The sequence below is a fragment of the Brachybacterium sp. sponge genome, from assembly GCF_001613775.1.
GTDB lineage: Bacteria > Actinomycetota > Actinomycetes > Actinomycetales > Dermabacteraceae > Brachybacterium > Brachybacterium conglomeratum.
Genome location: NZ_LRMP01000001.1, coordinates 434256 through 452456 on the forward strand (window position 1 = coordinate 434256; position 18201 = coordinate 452456).

Consider the following 18201-nt stretch of genomic DNA (forward strand, 5'->3'; position numbering starts at 1 on the left):
TTCTGCCGGCCGTGGCGACTGGCCCGGACTGCGCAGGATCGGACGCACCTGCGCCTCCCCGCCCCACTAGCGTGGACGCTCCGAGGCACCGACCGGAGGAGGTCCCGTGCGCTCCCTGATCCTCACCCAGAACATCACCGCCGACGGCAGCGTCGAGATGCTCGACGACTGGTTCGACCCGATGGCCCAGGACGCCGACCAGGCCCAGATCGTCGCCCGCGACAGCGCGGCCTGCGACGCGATCCTGCTGGGCCGGCAGACCTTCGAGGACTTCCGCGGCTTCTGGCCGCAGCAGACCGAGGACACCACCGGCGTCTCCGACGAGCTGAACGCCCTGCAGAAGTACGTGGTCAGCTCCACGATGACGGACCCCGCCTGGCAGAACTCCACGATCCTCACCGGCGACCCCGTCGAGCAGGTGCGCGCGCTGAAGGAGTCGGAGGGTGCGGAGATCTCCCTGACCGGCTCGATCATGCTGTGCCACGCGCTGATCGCGGCCGGTCTCGTGGACGGCTACTGCCTGTGGACCTACCCGTACGTGCAGGGGCGCGGGCGCCGCCTCTTCCCCGACGGGCACAGCGAGCGCCTCGAGCTCGTCGAGCACCACGCCTTCGCCGCCGGCGTCACCTACACCCGCTGGACCTCCCGGAAGGACCGCTCATGACCACCGCCGACCCCTCCCCGGACGCCGACACCCGCTACGCCGTCACCCGCACGATCGCCGCTCCGCCCGAGGCGGTGTTCGCCCTGCTCGCCGACCCGGCCCGGCACCACGAGACCGAGCCGACGGACTGGGTCCGCGGCTCCCTCGAGGAGGATCCGGCGCCGCTGACGGAGGTGGGGCAGGTGTTCGGCATCGAGATGTTCCACGAGAACGCCCACGGCCGCTACGACATGCACAACCGCGTGATCGCCTTCGCGCAGGACCGGACGATCGCGTGGGAGCCCGGGCAGTACGGCCCGGACGGCGAGCTCGGCACCGGCGGCTGGACCTGGCGCTACGACCTCGCCCCGGCAGGCGGCGCGGGCGACGGGGACTCAGCCACCGAGGTCACGCTGACCTACGACTGGAGCGCCGTGCCCGCCGCGCTCAAGGAGCAGTTCGGCCTGCCGCCCTTCCCGCCGAGCTTCCTCGAGGAGTCCCTCGCCGCGCTCGAGCGAGCGGTCACGGCGGAGTAGCCGCCGCCCGCCCGCTCAGCGCACCGCCGCGGCGCCCGCCCCGGCGCCGTCCTCGTTCTCCAGCGACACGGCCACGGTCAGCGTCGCATCGGCCGGCACGTCCCCGACCAGCGGGATCGTCACGACCTCGCGGGCGGAGCGGACGTCGGTGGCCTCGAGCGCGCCGACGGTCCGCTCCCCGTCCCAGACGAACACGCGTCGGGTGCCGGGCGCCGCGGTGCGCACCACGGCGCTGATCTCGCGGCGTCGGCGGGTCGCCTTGTCCACCCGCACCGCGTCCGCGCCGAGCGAGGGGGAGCCGCCGAGCCCCACCCCGTCGGCCGCGGACTGCAGGATCGACTGGGGCGAGGCGACGGAGCGGGCCGAGGTGTTCGGGATCCGCGGCTCGACCGGCGCCGACGGCTGGGCCTCCAGGTCCGGCAGCTCAAGCACGCCCCAGCGGAAGGGGTCGGCCTGCACGCCGGGGAAGGTGGACCAGCCGATGCGGGACTGGCCGGTGCGGTCCTGGGTGTCGGAGTCGTAGACGACCACGTTGAAGCCCATGCGGGTGGGGTCGATGCCGTCGGGCAGCTCCGCGAAGGGGATCGTCGTCTCGAGCACGTAGCCCTGGTAGGGCTCGGAGATCTCGGCGGCGATCCGCACCGAGGGCGCGACCTCCTCGATCGGGCCCTGGCGGTTGTCGTGGTCGCGTCCGGCGACCGGCCCGCCGATCCCGCCCGCACCGTCGTCCGTGCCGGGCAGCGCCCCGAGGATGAAGGTGGTGGCGGTGTGGTCGGAGGTGCCGCGCGGGTCGATCATGATCTCGACGGAGTCGGTGCGGAAGCGCTGCTTGTTGTCCTCCGGCGGCAGCAGCGTGCCGATCACGTCGTCGATGACCTGCACGAACACGTGCAGCGCCTGGTCGTCGTAGGTGACCCAGGTGGAGCCGGAGGCGTCCTCGGGGGTGACCGCCGCACCCTCCCACAGGGTGCCGATGTCGATCGGCTCGCCGGGGTACTCCCCGGTGCCGCGCACCGCGTCGACCTCGACGCCCTCGGTGCGAGAGGCGACCAGCCGCGGCACGAGGTGCAGGCCCTGCGCGGTCGCGGCGGCGACCCCTCCGGCCGACGCGGTGACCGTGACGGCGTAGACGCCGCCGTCCGGGGCGCGGTTCGCCGTCGGCAGCGAGGCATCGGTGTTCTCGATCCGCACCGTGGCCGTCGACTCGCCGAGCGCGGGCACGTCCTCCACCAGCAGCTGGGCGGGCTCGGCCGTGAATCCGTCGGGCAGGGCGAGGGTGACCTCCGCGTCCTGCACCTGCTCGGAGCGGTTGCGCACCACGATCTCGAACTCCTCGGCGCGGCCCTGGCCGAGCGAGCGCCGGGTGGGCACGAGCGCGTCGAGGCGCTGCATGCCGAGCTCCTCGGTCCACTCGAGGAAGGCGGCGATCTCGGCGCGGTCGGCGATGCCGGCCTCGACCACGCCGGCGGTGCGCAGCGAGAGCACGTTCTCGCCGCTGCCCTTGCGGGAGGTGACGCGGGCGCGCAGCAGCACGTGCTCGCCGGGGGTCGCGCTCTCCGGCACCTCGACGGTGAAGGTCGCGGTGCGGGACTGCTTCGCGGGGATCGTGCCGAGGACCTGCTTCCGCCCGGCGTCCCAGCCGTCCGGGGCCTCGAGCTCGACCTGCACGCCGGGCAGGGCGCTGCCCGGGGAGCCGATCTCCACCTGGACCTCGACGCTGCCGCCGGTCTGCACGGCGAATTGCTCGCTGCGCAGCTCGAGCGTGGTGCCGAGCGGCAGCCCGCCCTCGACCGGGAGGCTCGCTCCGCCGAGCGCTGCGGTGTCGCCGCTGGTCGGGTCGGGGAACGGGGTGCGGGAGTCGATGAGCGTGAACCAGGCGGCGGGGATCTTCGCTGGGTCCGTGGTGGTGGGCGGGAAGACGTGCCAGCCCTGGGTGCGATAGGCGTGGATCGAGTCGTCGCGCACGGCCGACCAGCGCTTGCCGTGCTTCTCGGACTCGGTGCCGTTCCACGCCCCGAACACGACGTCGCTCGCCACCAGCGGCGTGAACCCGGTCGCGACGGCGTCGGGCCCGGTCGGCGCCTGCCCGTCGGAGCCGGAGCGCAGCAGTCGCTTCGGGGCGAAGGGCTTCAGCCCCTCCTCGAAGTGCTCGGGGAAGACGTCCTCGCGGCCGGCGAGGAGGTACGCCTCGACGGCGAACATCGCGGCCTGCTGGTGGTTGCCGTGGTTGCCCTGCACGGCCGAGGGGTTCATCGTCACGATCACGTCCGGCCGGGTCGCGCGCACGACGCGGATCACGCGGCTGAGCACGTCCCGTCCGCCCCACACCTCGTGGCTGAGCGGTGCGGAGAGGGTGTAGAAGAAGTCGACCGCGTCGAGGTTGAAGACGTGCTCGATCCCGGCGAAGCCGACGGCGGTGCGCTCCTCGCCCTCGCGGATCAGGCCCAGCGCCGGGCCCTCCTCGAGGCCGACGGCGTTCCCGCCGCCCTCGCCGCGGGTGATCGTGATGACCCCGGCCGTCTGGTCCTCGTACTCGTTCCACTGCCCGAAGGCGGCCAGGGTCCAGGCCTCGTCGTCGGGATGGGCGCCGATGTAGAGGATGTCCAGGTCGACGCCGCCGTCGGCGAGGGCGCGCTCCATCGGCGGCAGCCCGCTGAGGTCCAGGGCGGTGGCGCCGGCGGCGAGGCCGAGCACGGCCGAGCCCTGCAGGAGGCGACGGCGGGAGAGCCCGCGCGGGGCGGGGGCATCGGGGACGGGTGCGGAAGCGGCGGGGCGGGCGGGGAGGGGACGGTGCGACATGGTTCCTGACTTCTCTCGTGCGGCGGTGCGTCGATGCACCGGTGGATGGGTCCAGGCGGGTCGGGGTCGTACGGGTCCGGCCGGGGTCAGTGTCGGCCGGCGTCGGAGCGGAGCGCGAAGGTGCCCTGGGCGCGGCGTCGGCCGAGGACGGGGTGGTCGGGGACGATGCCGTCGAGGAACTCGTAGCCGCCGCGGGTGTAGGCGGCGCGGAGATCCCCGTCGGCCGACGCGTCGCTGAGGTGGCGCCACCAGTCGGTGATGTCGCCCCAGCCGGGCGCGGCGAGGGAGCCTCCGAACTGCTGCACGGCCAGCGCCGAGCACAGGGAGGCGAAGCGCAGCCGCTGCTCGAGCGGCCACTCGGCCAGGGTGCCCAGCACCATCCCGGCGGCGAACACGTCCCCGGCGCCGGTGGTGTCGATGGCGTGGACGGGCACGGCGGGGCAGAACGCCTCCTCGCCGGTGGAGGCGTCGATCGCGTAGGCGCCGTCGACCCCGTCGGTCACGACCGCCAGCGGCACCATCTCGGCGAGCGCCCGCACGGCGCGGCCGGGGCTGTCGGTGCGGGTGTAGGCCGTGGCCTCGAGGGCGTTGGGGGTGAAGGCGTGGCAGTGGGCGAGCGGGGCGAGGTCCGCGGGATCCCAGCGGCCGGTCGCGTCGAAGCCGATGTCGGCGAAGATCAGCGCGCCGCCGCGGGCGAGCTCCGCCCACCAGGAGGTCTCCCCCGCGAGGTCCACGACGGCGGCGCGGGCCGCGGGGGCGCGGGCGATCATCGCCGACAGCGGCTCGGGCAGGTCGTGGCCGTGGGTGGCCATGGCCCGGTCGCCGTGGGCGGCGATGGAGACGGTCAGCGCCGAGTGGAAGTCGTCGAAGCGTCGCGAGGCGGACAGGTCGATGCCCTCCTCCTCGGCGAGGGTCTGCCACATCCAGTCGCCGTAGGCGTCGTCGCCGAAGCCCGCGACCAGACCGGTGCGCAGGCCGAGCCGGGCGGCGGCGGTGGCGAGGTTCGCGATCCCTCCGGGGCTCGAGCCCATCCCCTTGGACCACAGCTCCTCGCCGGGCTGGGGCAGGCGGTCCATGCCGGTGAAGACGATGTCGAAGAACACGGTGCCGGAGAGCAGCACGTCCAGCGGCGGGTCCGACGGGGCGCGCAGCGAGGCCAGCGGGTCCCAGTCCTGCCGCTCGGCGGCCTCGGGCGGGGCCGGGGTCGCGGCGCCCGGGGCGTGCGACCCGGCGGCGTCATGGGCGGCGCGGCCGACGGCGGGCCCGTCGGCGGGGGCGATGCGGCCGGCGGTCGCTCCGTCGGGAGCGGATCCGTCGGCGACGGGCCCGTCGGTCGGGGCGTCGGGGCGTTCGGTCATCACTTGGCGACTCCTTCGAGCATCCCGCGGATGAAGTGGCGCTGGAGGAACAGGAACAGGATCACGGTGGGCAGGGCGATGATCACGGCGGCCGCAGCGAGCAGCGCGGTCTCGGAGGTGTACTGGCCCTGGAAGGTCGCCAGGCCCAGCGGGGCGGTGCGGCGGCTGCCGCTCGGGGTCATGATCAGGGCGATGAGGAACTCGTTCCACGTCCACATGAACACCAGCACCACGAGCGTCACGATCGCGGGCCGGGAGGCGGGCACGAGGATGCTGCGCAGCGCGCGCAGGGGGCCGGCGCCGTCGAGCGCGGCGGCCTCGAGCAGGCTCGTCGGCATCGAGCGGAACTGCGCCCGCAGCCAGAAGGTGCCGAAGGCGATGGACTGGGCGACCTGCGGCAGGGCGATCGCGAGATAGGTGTCGGTCAGGCTCAGGGTGCGCAGGTCGAAGAACAGCGGGATGATCGTCGCCTCGGCGGGGATCATCATGCCCAGCAGGAACAGGTAGAAGAGCACCGTCGCGCCGGGGAAGCGCATGGTGCCCAGCGCGTAGCCGGAGCCGATCGAGAGCACGGTCGCCAGGCCCACCACGATCGCGGCGACCACGACGGAGTTCCCGAGCGAGCTGCCGAAGCCGCCCACCGTCCATGCCTCGAGGTAGTTGCCGGGGTAGAAGCCGGCCGGCTCCCCCAGCGGCGCCGAGACGGAGCCGATCAGGATCGTCAGCACCGGGGCGAGCGCGAACAGCGCGAAGGCGATCAGGAGGACGTAGTTCATCACGACCTCGCCGCGGGAGACCCTCATGACTCACGCTCCCCGATGCGGGTGACGCCCACGTTGATCGCGAAGATCAGCAGAGTCAGCACGATCGCGACGGCGCTCGCGGAGCCGACCTCGCGCAGGTCGAAGGCGCGGAAGTACACCTCGTAGCTGGGCACGGTGGTGGAGTTTCCGGGGCCGCCGGAGGTGGTCATGTAGACGAGGTCGAAGGTCTTCAGCGCCGCGATGATGGTCAGCACGAGCGCGACGGTGATCTCGCCGCGCACCGCGGGCAGGGTGATCGCGAAGAACTCCTTCACGGGGCCGGCGCCGTCCAGCCGCGCCGCCTCGAACAGCTCGGCGGGAATGCGGCTCATCCCGGACAGCATCAGCAGCATCACCAGCCCCATCTCGACCCAGGTGCCGATGAAGCCGACGGACGCGAGCGCGGTGCCCGGGTCGCCGAGCCAGCCGCGGGTGAGGCCGCCGAGGCCGACGGCCTCGAGGATCTGGTTCAGCGGGCCGACGGGCGAGTAGATCTGTCGCCAGGCGACCGCGACGACGACCAGCGCGATCACCTGCGGCAGGAAGATCACGGTGCGGAAGAAGCCCATCCCGCGCACCTGGCCGCGGCGCAGGATCGCGGCGAGCACGAGGCCGACGACCAGCGGGATCACCGCGTAGAACACGATCAGGACCAGGGCGTTCCCGATCGCGGCGCGGAAGGCGGCGTCCCCGGCGAGGTCGACGTAGTTCTGGAGGCCCACGAAGGTGGACGCGCCGAAGCCGCGCCACTCGAAGAGGGAGAACTGCGCGGCGCGGCCCAGCGGGTAGAGCGCGAACGCGGCGTAGACCGCGAAGGCGGGCAGCAAGAACAGCAGCGGCGTGGCCCGCGAGCGGGCCACGGCCGAGGGACGCGGGCGGCGCGATGTGGCATATGTGCCACGTCGTGTCACCTGCGTCCCGTCGGTCGACGCGCGGGCGGGCGCCCCGTCGCCCGACGCGCGGACGGCCGCTCCGTCGGCGGACGCGCGCGCGGCCGCCCCGTCGGCCCCGCCGCCTGCCCGGGCCGTGCTCCCGTGAGCTGACGCCATGTGGTCAGGACCCCTCGGTGAACGCGGCGTAGTCCTCCTGCAGCGCGTCGGCGGCGGCCGCGGGCTCGGTCTGCCCGCCGATCACCTCCTGCAGGGTGGCCCCGGCGGTGTCGGCGAAGGACGGGGTGGCGTAGTCGAGATAGGGCAGCAGGGTGCCGTCGGTGGAGACCGCGTCGAAGGCCTCGTAGACGTCCTTGTTCACCCCGGACTCGGGCGCGAGCTCGGCGGTGCGGTTCACGGGCATGCCGCCGTTGTCGGCGATGAGCTGCATCGCCTCGTCGCTGGTGAGAAAGTCGATGTAGGCGGCGGCGACGTCCCTGTTCTCGGCGGCGGCCGGGATGGAGAAGGGGATGCCGGTGCCGCCGGTGGTGGCGACCGTGCCGTCGACCCCGGGCGGCGGGGCCATGAAGCGCAGGTCCTCGCCCATCACGGCCTCCATGTCGGGGGCGAGCCAGGAGCCGCCGATGAGGAGCACGCCGGTGCCCTTGGTGTACAGCGGCCAGGCGTCGTCGTAGGCGAGGCCGTTGGGGGAGTCGCCCATCGCGCCGGTGGTGCCCCACTCGGCGAGCTGGGTGAGGGCGGCGACGTTCTGCTCGGTGGTCCAGTCGGCGCCGGCGTTGCCCATGCCGAGGGTGACGATCTCCTCGGCGGGCACGAAGTTCGCCTGCAGCGGGCCGAAGACGTGCAGGGCCGGCCACTGGTCGAGGTTGCCGAGCATGATCGGCTGCTCCCCGGCCTCCTTCGCGGCGTCGACCAGGGCGAAGAGCTCGTCCCAGGTGGTGGGCGCCTCGAGGCCGAGCGCGTCGAGCTTCTTCTGGGAGTAGTAGATGCCGCAGATCTCGCCGGTCTGGGCGAGGCCGTAGAGGGCGCCCTCGCCGAAGGTGACGCCGTCGGCCGAGTAGCGCATCTTCGCCAGCACGCTGTCGCTGAAGCGGTCCTCCCAGCCGTAGGCCTCGGCGTAGCCGGTGAGGTCGGTGAGCAGCTGGTCGGCGACGTAGGCGCCCATGTCGCCGCGGGCGTTGTTGACCTGGAGGACGTCGGGCACGTCGTTGCCGGACAGGGCCAGGCCGGTCTGCTGCTGGAGGTCGTCGAAGGACTGGCTCTGCCGGTCCACGGTGACGTTGGGGTACTTCTCCTGGAACGCGGTGATCAGCGCTTCGATCGCGTCGTTCTGCGCGCCGCGGACCTCCTGGTCCCAGACCGTGAGGGTCACGTCCCCGAGGGAGGCGATGTCGGTCTCGACCTCGCCGGCCGCCGGGCCGCCGCCGTCGGAGGCGTCCCCGCCGCCGCCGTCCGAGCCGGGGGCGCAGGCCGCGAGGAGCCCCAGGCCGCCGAGCGCTGCGCTGGTCCCGAGGAAATGACGTCGTCGCATGGTGTCCTCCTGAAGGGTCGGCGGTGCCGCTCCGTCGCGTCCGCCCGTCCGAGCACCCGGGTGTGGTGCACGACACCATGATGGCATGATCTGCGCGGGACTGCACGTTCCTGTTCGAAGCTGCGTGAAGTTGCGTGCTCGGTGCTACGGTATCGCCATGCTGAGCGAGGAGCGCCACCGGGCGATCGTGTCGGCGATCCGTCGCGGCGGCGCGGCGACCGTCGCCGCCCTCAGCGCTGACCTGCACGTCTCCGAGGCGACGATCCGCCGGGACCTCGACGTGCTCGCCGATCAGGGCCTGGTCCGACGGGTCCGCGGGGGCGCCACCGATCCGCGCGGATCCGTGCGCCCCGAGGCCGATCCGCGCTCCTTCGCGGACGTCGCCGCCTCCGCCCCCGCCGCGAAGCAGGCGATCGCGGCGCTCGCCTGCACCCAGATCCGCGACGGCGAGGTGATCGCGCTGGACATCGGCACCACCGTCGCCGCGATGTGCCCGCTGCTGGCCGAGCGATCCCTCACCGTGGTCACCGCCTCCCTCGCCGTGGTCCGGGCGCTCGCGAGCGCCCCGGCGATCGACATCGTCGTGCTCGGCGGGCTGCTGCGCCCCAACTACGACTCCCTCGTCGGCACCCTCACCGAGTCGGCGCTGCGCCAGCTGCGCGTGGACCGCGCCTTCCTCGGCACCGCCGGGGTGCGGGCCGACGGCGCGGTGCTCGACTCCACCCCCAGCGAAGTCCCCGTCAAGCGGGGCCTGCTCGACGTCGCGACCTGCTCCTACCTGCTGGCCGACCACGAGAAGTTCCCCGGCTCCGGCTTCCTCGAGGTCGCCCGCCTGCCGCGCTTCACCGCCCTGCTCACCGACCGCCCCCTGCCCATCGAGATCGACCTCCCCGAGGGGGAGGCCGTGGAGGTCCTGCTGCCATGAAGCTCACCATCCTGGGAGGCGGAGGGTTCCGCGTCCCCCTCGTCCACGAGGCGGTCGCCACCGCCGCCACCGGCCTCACCGTCGACGAGATCGCGCTGCACGACGTCGACCCCGAGCGCCTGGCGACCATCAGCGCGGTCGTCGAGGAGCAGGGCGCGCGCCTGGCCGCCGAGGGGCGGGCCGTCGCCCTCCCCCGCCTGATCGCCACCACCGACCTGCGCGAGGCCGTGACCGGCGCGGACTTCGTGTTCAGCGCCGTGCGCGTGGGCGGGGCGGAGGCCCGCACGATCGACGAGCGGGTCGCGCTCGGCCTCGGCCTGCTGGGCCAGGAGACGATCGGCCCGGGCGGCCTCGCCTACGCGCTGCGCACTATCCCCGTCGCCCTCGAGATCGCGCGGACCATCGCCGAGCTGGCCCCGTCGGCGTGGACCATCAACTTCACCAACCCCGCCGGGATCGTCACCGAGGCGATGCGCTCCGTGCTCGGCGACCGCGTCGTCGGCATCTGCGACACCCCGATCGGGCTGGTGCGTCGCGTCGGCCGGCTGCTGGGCGCGGACCTCGTCGCCGGCGAGCGCGGCGCGGAGGTCGACTACGTGGGCCTGAACCATCTGGGCTGGCTGCGCTCGGTGCGGCTGGAGGGGACCGAGCGCCTGCCCGGCCTGCTCGCCGACGACGACGCCCTCGAGGAGATCGAGGAGGCGCGGCTGATCGGCAAGGACTGGGTGCGGGCCGACGGCGCGCTGCCCAACGAGTACCTCTTCTACTACCTGCACACCGACGACGCGATCGAGCGGATCACCGGCGCCGCGACCACGCGCGGGGAGTTCCTGGCCAAGCAGCAGGGCGACTTCTACCTCGCCGCCGCGGAGGCCGACGGGCGGAGGCCCGAGGCGCGCGCCGCCGAGTCCTGCTGCACCTCCCCGCTGGACCTCTGGCGCGAGACGCTCCACGAGCGGGAGGCGACCTACATGGCCGAGTCCCGCGACGAGGAGCGGCGCGAGGAGGACGTCGCCGGCGGCGGCTACCAGGAGGTCGCGATGCGGCTGATGACCGCGCTCGCCACCGGCCGTCCCGAGCGGATGATCCTGGACGTCGGCAACATCGCCGCCGGCCGCGAGGACGCCCCCGCGAGCGAGCGGATCGTGCCCGAGCTGCCCGCGGACTGCGTGCTCGAGGTGCTGTGCGAGGTCGACGGCGACGGGGTGCACCCCCTGCCGATCGCCCCGGTGGAGCTGGGGAGGCTCGGGATGATGTCGACCCTCCGCGCCGCCGAGCGGAAGATCCTCGAGGCCGCGACGACCGGCTCCCGCGAGGCGGCCTGGCAGGGCTTCGCCACGCATCCGCTGGTCAGCTCCCCCGAGCTCGGCCGGAGGCTGCTCGAGGGGTACGAGGCCGGACACCCGCAGATCGCGGCGCTGTTCTCCGGCCGCTGAGGCGGGGGCCGATCCCTCACAGGTGCCCGGCCGTGGCCCCGCCGTCGGCCTTTCCGCACGGTGTGCCCTCCGAAGGGACGTCAGCGGCACGCGGCCTGCATATGACAGCCCACGTGCTCCTCACGTCCCTTCGGCGGACACGATCCGCTGCGAACCCCCGCTGCCCGGCCCGGCGGCTCCGACCCCGCCGGTCGGGACCGGGCGAGTCAGAACCCGGGGTTCGCGGGGTCCGCGCCGATCCGTCCGTCCGCGCGGTCCAGGCCGTCGATGCGCTCGACCTCCTCGTCGGTGAGGACGAGCTGCGCGGCGGCGAGGTTCGAGACGATCCGCTCGGGCGTGACGGTCTTCGGGATCACGACGTTCCCGATCGCCAGGTGCCAGGCGATGATCACCTGGCCGGCGTCGACGCCGTGGGTCTCGGCGATCGCGGTGATCACCGGATCCTTCAGGATGTCGCCGCCCTGCCCCAGAGGCGACCACGCCTCGGTGAGGATGCCCTTCTCGGCGTGGTAGCGGCGCAGCTCGGACTGCTGGAACTCCGGGTGCAGCTCGATCTGATGCATCACGGGGACCACTCCGGTCTCGGCGATGATCTCCTCGAGCTGGGGGATCGGGAAGTTCGAGACGCCGATGGACTTCGCCTTCCCCTCCTGCTGCAGCTCGATCAGGGCCTTCCAGGACTCGAGGTACTTCCCGCGCTGGGGGCTGGCCCAGTGGATGAGATAGAGGTCCACGTAGTCCGTGTCGAGCTTCTCGAGCGAGGCGTCGAGAGCCGCCTTCGCGGAGTCGAATCCCTGGTCCTCGTTGGCGAGCTTGGTGGTGATGAACAGGTCCTCGCGCGGGACGTCCGAGGCCTTCACGGCGCGGCCTACGCCGCCTTCGTTCTGGTAGCCGGCCGCGGTGTCGATGTGCCGGTAGCCGGCGTCGATCGCCTGGCGGACGACGTCGGCCGCGACCTCGTCCTCGACCTGCCAGACGCCGTAGCCGAGCTGAGGGACGGAGTTGCCGTCATGGAAGGGCAGAGCGGGAACAGCGGTCATGGACGGGGCCTCCTCGGTATGCGTTTGCCGGCCCAGCCTATGACTGCGGGCTCCGGGTCGACAACGATCGTCCGACTGGTAGGCCGCCGCCTGCGCTCACCACGTCCAGTGGTGGCAGGAGAACGTGCTGCCGGCGAAGTCGACCTCGACGGTCCCGCGGAGGGTGAACCCCCGCGCGGCGCAGAGCCGGTTCGACTCGGAGTTCGTGATCGAGGGGTAGGCGTTCACGGTCCCGAAGCGGTCCCGGTCGAGTGCGGCCAGGAACTTCCGCAGCGCCGCGGATATGAGGCCGGCGCCCTGCCATCGGGCGAGCAGCATCCACCCGATCTCGCTCTCCCCGGGCGCCTCGGGCACGAGCGTGATGCTGCCCGCGCCGTGCCAGGTCGCCCCATCGCGCATTTCGACGATGACCACACGGGCGCGACACTGCTCGGTCTCCTCCACCTCGCGTCGCAGGCTGGCGAGGACCCGCTCCGCCGGCAGCGCGCCGCCGAGCTCCGCCATCAGCGCGGGATCGCAGCGCAGGCGGAGGTAGAGGTCCGCGTCTGCGCTCCGCACGGGGCGCAGCCGGATCTGGGCGGGATCCCCGGCGCCCGCCTCCGTCGTCCCGGGCATCGTCATGAGGGCATGCTGCGCAGCGGCGCCCCGTGAGCGCGGCGGCGGCAGCCGGGGGGCTTCCCGATACCGTGGCCGTGTGTCCCTCACCCTGTCCCTGAGCCTGATCGCCCTGGTCCTGGTCTGCGCGATCATCCAGCGCGTGGCCGGGATGGGGCTCGGCATCGTCTTCGCGCCCTACGCGGTGGTGCTGATCGGCGCGCACGAGGGGATCATGCTCGCGAACCTGCTCGGCGGGCTTGTGCCGGTGGTGATGCTGCCGCGGATCTGGTCGCAGATCGAGTGGGGCAAGGTGCTGCGGCTGGGGCTGCCGGCGATCGCGGTGATGCCCTTCGCCGCCTGGCTGTCCTCCATCTCCCCGCCCGCGCCGCTGTACCTGGTGGTCTCCACGCTGGTGCTGCTGAGCCTGGTGATCTCGGTGCTCCTCGCCCGCGTGCACACCACCGTCGACGGTGTCCCGGTGCAGCTCGGCACCGGGATCGGGATCGGTCTGGGCACCGTGCTGGGCGGGGTCGGCGGACCGGCTGCGACCGTGTACGCGGTCCTCTCGCGGTGGCCGGCCCTGCCGATGGTCGCCACGCTGCAGCCGCTGTGGATCCTGGTCTCGTTCGTCTCCTTCGGCACCAAGCTGGCCTGGGACGACGGCCAGCTGCCGGAGATGCCGGTCTGGGTGTGGGCGGCGATGCTCGGCGCCCTCGTCCTCGCGGTCGGTCTCGGCGAGACGCTGCAGCGGAAGCTCGGGGAGCTCGGCATCCACCGGCTCGTGATCGTGCTCGGCTTCATCGGAGCGGCGCTGTCGCTGTGGACCGGGCTGCGGCTGCTGCTCGACTGATCGGAGCCCCCATGCCTGCGACGACGCAGACCCCTCCCCCGCCGCCCCGGATCGCGATCGCCGGGATCGCGATCGAGTCCTCGACCTTCACCCCGTACCGCTCGGGCGCGGCGGACTTCGAGGTGCGACGCGGCACCGCGGAGATCCTGGACCGCTATCCCTCCGAGGCGCCGGAGGCGGAGTACGTGGGCGTCCTCCACGCCCGCGCCCTGCCCGGCGGGCAGCTCGAGCGCGAGGTCTACGAGGGCTGGAAGGCGGAGATCACCGGCGGGCTCGCCGCCGCCCACGCCGAGGCACCGCTGGACGGGTTCTTCTTCGACATCCACGGCGCGATGAGCGTGGTGGGGCTCGAGGACGCCGAGGGCGACCTGCTCACGTCGATCCGCGCCGTGATCGGTCCGGACGTGGTGGTCGGCACCGCGATGGACCTGCACGGCAACGTGTCGGAAACCCTGTTCGAGGGCTGCGACCTCATGACCTGCTACCGCCACGCCCCGCACATCGACCCCTGGGAGACCCGCGAGCGCGGCCTGCGCGACCTCGTCGAGGCGGCGGCGCGGGTGCGGGACGGCGGGGCCCGGCCGCACAAGGCCCTCGTCCATGTGCCGATCCTGCTGCCCGGCGAGAAGACCTCCACCCGCATCGAGCCGGCGCGCTCGCTGTACGCGCGGATCCCGGAGCTGACCCGCCGCGACGGCGTCACCGACGTGTCCTGCTGGATCGGCTTCGCCTGGGCCGACCAGCCGCGCTGCAAGGCGGCGATCGTCGCCTTCGGGGACAGCGCGGAAGCGGTCCGGCAGGCGGCGCTCGAGCTCGCGACCGCGCTGTGGGAGGTGCGGCACGAGTTCGAGTTCGTCGCCCCGACCGGCAGCTTCGACGACTGCCTGGACCGGGCGATCGCCTCGTCGGCCCGGCCGTTCTGGATCTCCGACTCCGGCGACAACCCCGGCGCCGGCGGGGCCGACGACACCACGCCCTGCCTCGCCCGTCTCGCGGCCCGGCCCGAGATCCGCGGCGGCGAGGTGAGCGCCCTGATGGTTTCGCTCGTGGATCCGGGATCGGCCGACGCCGCCTGGTCGGCGGGCGTCGGCGGACGCCTGGACGTGCAGATGGGAGGCCGGATCGATGCCCGCGCCCCGGGTCCGGTCCCACTCGCGGTGGAGGTGGAGGCGCTGGACGACTCGGGGCCGACGGGCCGCGCGGCGGCGCTGCGGGTGCTGGACGGCGGGGCGGGCACCGCAGACGGGCTCCGGTCCGGCGGGCCGGGTGCCGACGTATCGGCCGCAGCGCCGACGGATGCGGACCCGTCGGCCGCTCTCGCCGATGCGGCGTGGACGGGGCTGACCGTCGTGGTCACCGCGCGCCGCTCCCAGTGGGCGACGCGCGGGATGTTCGCCCGGCTCGGGCTGTCCATGACCGGCTTCGACGTGGTCACGGTGAAGATGGGCTATCTCGAGCCGGACCAGTACGAGGCCGCCGCGGACTGGATGCTGGCGCTCACACCGGGCGGCGTGGACCAGGACCTGCTGCGGCTGGGTCACACCCGGATCGACCGGCCGATGATCCCCTTCGATCCGGAGATCCCCGCACCGACCGGGGCGGACGTGCGGACCGGCGGCGGCATGATCCCGACGAGAACTTGTAGTTACGCGGAGCGCAATCGCCCGTTCAACTATCTGGGCTAAGGTCCTGGCCATGACAAACCCAAAAGGGCTTCTGGTCGTACGTACACGCAGACGACGACGCCGAGAGTGGACGCATCGCCAAACTGGCCCGAGACGTGGTCGCCCAGTTCGAGATGATCACAGGTGAACACATCTCGCTTTTCCTGGACCGGGACGAACTCCACTGGGGCGACGACTGGCACGGCAAAATCGACGCCTCCCTGGCTTCAGTGGCATTCTTCATTCCAGTCATCACCCCCCGATACTTCCAGAGCATCGAGTGCCGTCGCGAACTAAACTATTTTGTGCGGCGTGCAGACACCCTAGGTCTCGGCGAACTAATTATGCCGATCAAGTACATCGACTTCCCAGCTCTGGAAAACAACCCAACGGGCAACGAGGCCATCGAGCTCGTGCGGCGATTCCAGTGGGAGGACTGGACCGAGTTGAGGTTCTGCGCCACCGACTCTCCGGAATACCGCCGCGCGGTATCTCGTATGGCCTCGAGGCTGGCCGCCGCTAACGCATCAGCTGATCAAACCCAGGTTCCAGTCGAACTTCTCGAGTCCACCGACATGGACGACGGGCCCGGGATTCTAGACAGCATGGCCGGAATGGAGGCCGCCCTCCCGGAATGGCAAGAAGCCTTGGAGTCAATCGGGCGCGGAGTCCAGAGTGTGGGTGAACTCTTCACAGCGGCAACCCCAGAGATGGAGGGCGCCAACAAAAGCAACAAGCCGCTTGCCGCGCGACTGACGGTCGCCCGTAAGCTTGCGAGCGATCTTCGTGACCCCGCTTCAGAGATCGCCAACTCTGGGGAGTCTTTCACAAAGAGGCTAAATGAAGTCGATCAGGGTCTAGCGATTATGATCGAGCGCACTCCGGCAGAGGCGGCAGAATACCCTGACCGGGTAGCGCAAGCCTGCAGGCTTTTTGAATCCATCAAGCAGATGGCGATCTCCTATGAAAAGGCGCTGGAAGGCCTGGAGTCTATGCTCGAAGCGACTCAAAGCATTGAGACCATGTCGCGAGACCTTCGGGCTCCGCTGAAAACCATGAAGCGGGGACTGCTTTCCATGCAAGAGGGCCGGAGGGTAATCCAGGGCTGGGTCAGCCAAATAGACGATTCTTCACTGGACTGCTCGGTCTAGCACCCCCTTCCCACCAGTCCACGCCTTCCCCGAGGGAACCTCAGGACGCTGCGCGACACCGCCCTCCAAATGGGCATCTGACGCATGCGTCTGGCATTTAATATTAACTACACCATGCGGACATCGAAGTTGAACTAGGGTCGCGAATCTTTATGCCCGTATTGAATTACGTCACCGCCAAACCTGAATGGCGGTCAGCAGGACTACTCGCCACGCGATGAAGCCGTCATATGAGGGCCCATTGTGAGTGCAACTTGCACTTCGCATCGGCAATACTGAACTCCCAGGCGCGGTCCAGGGATATCCCGGCGGGCACGGAGGCGGCGCCGTCACTCTCGTCCCCTGCCCGGAGCCCCGGGCGCGTCCCACCGGAAGGACCCTCATGAGCACGTTCCGCCGTCTGATCGGCACCGCCCAGAAGGCCCTGGACCAGCAGGGCTCGGGCCGCTCCCGCACGGGAGGGGGCTCGGACTGGCGCTCCCTCGTGCGCGGCGCCGCCGACGCCCTCACCGGGGACGACTCCTCGCAGCGCTCCGCGCACGGCTCCTCGTCACGCTGGGACGACAGTCCCCGCCGTGATCAGCGGGACGGGAGCTCCGCGCAGCGGGCGGGCGTGGGCATCCCGACGACGTCCATGCCGTCGTTGGCCGGGGACCGTTCGCCGCACGCCGGCGCGAGCGGGCCCGCCGGCCGGAGCGGACGGGGCGGCGCCGCGTCGGCGGAGCTCTCCGCGGAGGACCGTCGGGCGATCGCCCGCTACGACTACCTGGTGCGCACCGCGGAGCCGGACCAGCTCGAGCGCGTGCACCGCGAGGCGTTCGAGCGCCTCACCCCGGCCCAGCGGGAGCAGCTGAACTCGTCGATGCGCAGCGAGCTGCCCGAGGGCGAGCGGCCGCGCTCCGACGCGCCCCAGGATCTGGCCCGCTCTGCGACCCGTCTCGGGGTGCAGGATCCGCGGCGGCTCACACGACTGCTCGGCCGCTCCGGCGGCGTCGGCTCCTCCCACGCGGGCGGGGACGGCGCAGGAGCGCGAGGCTCCGGCGGGATCGGGAAGGCCGCGCTCGGCGCCGGAGCCGTCGGCCTCGGCGCGGCGGGCGCGGCGGCGGGCGGGCTGCTCGCGGTGGTCGCGGGCGGCGCGGTGCTCAGCTCCGTCGGCGGCTCGCTGCTCGAGGCCGCGATCGGCGACGGGATCGACGTCGACGCCCTCGCCCCCGACCTCTCCGACCAGCTCGCGGGCTTCACCGAGGGGTTCGAGGGGATGGAGGGCCTCGAGGGGTTCGAGGGCCTCGACGGCGCGGCCGACGGTCTCGGCGGCGGCATCACCGACCTCGGCGAGCAGCTCACCGGCTTCGGCGAGCAGCTCTCCGACCTGGGGATCGGCGATCTGTTCGGGCGCTGAGCGCCACGGGTCAGCCCCTCATCTCGCCTCGGGGTCGGGCTGGTGGATGCCGAAGACGTTGTTCTCGGTGTCGTGGAAGTAACCCTGCCAGGCCATGCCGGGCAGCGCGTACTTCGGCAGCGCGACCGTGCCGCCCGCGGCGGTGATCCGCTCGGCGACCTCGTCGAAGTCGGCGACGCCCATGGTCAGGGTGGCGCCCATGACCGGGCCGCCCACCTCGGCGTTCTCCCCGCCCGGGCGTCCGAGGATCGCGCCGTCGATGCCGGGGCCGGTGCCGGTGGTGACGCCGAAGTACGGCATGCCGGCGAAGCCGGACCAGTCCTCGGTCGTCCACCCGAACACGGTCGTGTAGAACTCGACGGCGCGCTGCGGATCGGCGGCCTGGATCTCGAAGTGGACGGGGCGGCCCTTCGACCAGTCCTGGCCCTGCGCGGTGTCGCCGTCGGCGCTGCCTGCGGTGCCGGCCTGTGCGGAGTTGTCGGTCATGGCGGGTCCTCTCCGGTGCGGTCCCGCGCCGGTGCGGGGACTCGGGGGAAGCGTACGGCCGCGGGCCGACGGGCGGGAGGGGGCCGGAGGTCG

The 18201-nt window shown here is 72.3% G+C and carries 16 protein-coding genes; 8 read left to right on the forward strand and 8 right to left on the reverse strand.

All coding sequences use genetic code 11. The annotated features are described in order from the left end of the window. Nucleotides 1-106 precede the first annotated feature (106 nt). Both A4A78_RS01905 and A4A78_RS01910 read left to right on the forward strand, forming a co-directional pair. Nucleotides 107-664: a dihydrofolate reductase family protein gene (locus A4A78_RS01905; protein ID WP_062946744.1), complete on the forward strand. Its 558-nt coding sequence runs from the start codon at nt 107-109 to the stop codon at nt 662-664. Then, nucleotides 661-1179 (forward strand): SRPBCC family protein, encoded by a 519-nt coding sequence (locus A4A78_RS01910; RefSeq protein ID WP_062946745.1) that lies wholly within the window; start codon nt 661-663, stop codon nt 1177-1179. Before A4A78_RS01905 ends, A4A78_RS01910 begins: the two co-directional genes overlap by 4 nt. 15 nt (nt 1180-1194) lie before the next feature. On the opposite strand, the gene A4A78_RS01915 is transcribed toward A4A78_RS01910, so the two are convergent. The 5 genes from A4A78_RS01915 to A4A78_RS01935 all read right to left on the reverse strand — a co-directional run bounded on the left by A4A78_RS01915 (nt 1195) and on the right by A4A78_RS01935 (nt 8560). Then, the gene (locus A4A78_RS01915; RefSeq protein WP_062946746.1) at nt 1195-3978 is read right to left on the reverse strand and encodes a sugar-binding protein; all 2784 of its coding nucleotides are present in this window, start codon (nt 3976-3978) and stop codon (nt 1195-1197) included. 86 nt (nt 3979-4064) lie between these two features. Next, a complete protein-coding gene (locus A4A78_RS01920) occupies nt 4065-5336 on the reverse strand; it encodes a carbohydrate kinase family protein (RefSeq protein WP_082835134.1) in 1272 nt (423 codons plus the stop codon). Next, nucleotides 5336-6139, reverse strand: coding sequence for a carbohydrate ABC transporter permease (locus tag A4A78_RS01925; RefSeq protein ID WP_062946747.1), 804 nt, complete (start codon nt 6137-6139; stop codon nt 5336-5338). The genes A4A78_RS01920 and A4A78_RS01925 overlap by 1 nt, the downstream gene beginning before the upstream one ends. Next, nucleotides 6136-6999: a carbohydrate ABC transporter permease gene (locus A4A78_RS01930; protein WP_062946748.1), complete on the reverse strand. Its 864-nt coding sequence runs from the start codon at nt 6997-6999 to the stop codon at nt 6136-6138. The genes A4A78_RS01925 and A4A78_RS01930 overlap by 4 nt, the downstream gene beginning before the upstream one ends. Nucleotides 7000-7192: 193 nt before the next feature. Beyond that, entirely contained in the window at nt 7193-8560 is a 1368-nt protein-coding gene (locus A4A78_RS01935; protein WP_062946749.1) for an ABC transporter substrate-binding protein, read from the reverse strand. 157 nt (nt 8561-8717) lie between these two features. Between A4A78_RS01935 and A4A78_RS01940 the strand changes: the two genes are divergently transcribed. Together A4A78_RS01940 and A4A78_RS01945 are read left to right on the forward strand one after the other, a co-directional pair. Beyond that, nucleotides 8718-9485, forward strand: coding sequence for a DeoR/GlpR family DNA-binding transcription regulator (locus A4A78_RS01940; RefSeq protein WP_062946750.1), 768 nt, complete (start codon nt 8718-8720; stop codon nt 9483-9485). Continuing rightward, a complete protein-coding gene (locus tag A4A78_RS01945; protein ID WP_062946751.1) occupies nt 9482-10921 on the forward strand; it encodes a 6-phospho-beta-glucosidase in 1440 nt (479 codons plus the stop codon). The genes A4A78_RS01940 and A4A78_RS01945 overlap by 4 nt, the downstream gene beginning before the upstream one ends. A gap of 206 nt (nt 10922-11127) precedes the next feature. Here A4A78_RS01945 and A4A78_RS01950 read toward each other — a convergent pair whose 3' ends face one another. Both A4A78_RS01950 and A4A78_RS01955 read right to left on the reverse strand, forming a co-directional pair. Then, nucleotides 11128-11961: an aldo/keto reductase gene (locus A4A78_RS01950; protein ID WP_062946752.1), complete on the reverse strand. Its 834-nt coding sequence runs from the start codon at nt 11959-11961 to the stop codon at nt 11128-11130. 96 nt (nt 11962-12057) lie between these two features. Continuing rightward, a complete protein-coding gene (locus A4A78_RS01955) occupies nt 12058-12582 on the reverse strand; it encodes a GNAT family N-acetyltransferase (protein ID WP_062946753.1) in 525 nt (174 codons plus the stop codon). 73 nt (nt 12583-12655) lie between these two features. Between A4A78_RS01955 and A4A78_RS01960 the strand changes: the two genes are divergently transcribed. From A4A78_RS01960 to A4A78_RS01975, 4 genes are all read left to right on the forward strand, one after another. After that, on the forward strand, nt 12656-13408 hold the full coding sequence (locus A4A78_RS01960; protein ID WP_062946754.1) for a TSUP family transporter: 753 nt from the start codon (nt 12656-12658) through the stop codon (nt 13406-13408). Between the two features lie 11 nt (nt 13409-13419). Then, the gene (locus A4A78_RS01965; RefSeq protein WP_082835136.1) at nt 13420-15093 is read left to right on the forward strand and encodes a M81 family metallopeptidase; all 1674 of its coding nucleotides are present in this window, start codon (nt 13420-13422) and stop codon (nt 15091-15093) included. Nucleotides 15094-15188: 95 nt separating this feature from the next. Then, nucleotides 15189-16223, forward strand: a complete 1035-nt coding sequence (locus tag A4A78_RS01970; RefSeq protein ID WP_062946755.1) for a toll/interleukin-1 receptor domain-containing protein — start codon at nt 15189-15191, stop codon at nt 16221-16223. 382 nt (nt 16224-16605) lie between these two features. Further along, nucleotides 16606-17622, forward strand: coding sequence for a hypothetical protein (locus tag A4A78_RS01975; protein ID WP_062946756.1), 1017 nt, complete (start codon nt 16606-16608; stop codon nt 17620-17622). A gap of 18 nt (nt 17623-17640) precedes the next feature. Here the strand turns inward: A4A78_RS01975 and A4A78_RS01980 are convergent, their stop codons facing one another. Then, on the reverse strand, nt 17641-18108 hold the full coding sequence (locus A4A78_RS01980) for a VOC family protein (RefSeq protein WP_156488517.1): 468 nt from the start codon (nt 18106-18108) through the stop codon (nt 17641-17643). Nucleotides 18109-18201 lie beyond the last annotated feature (93 nt).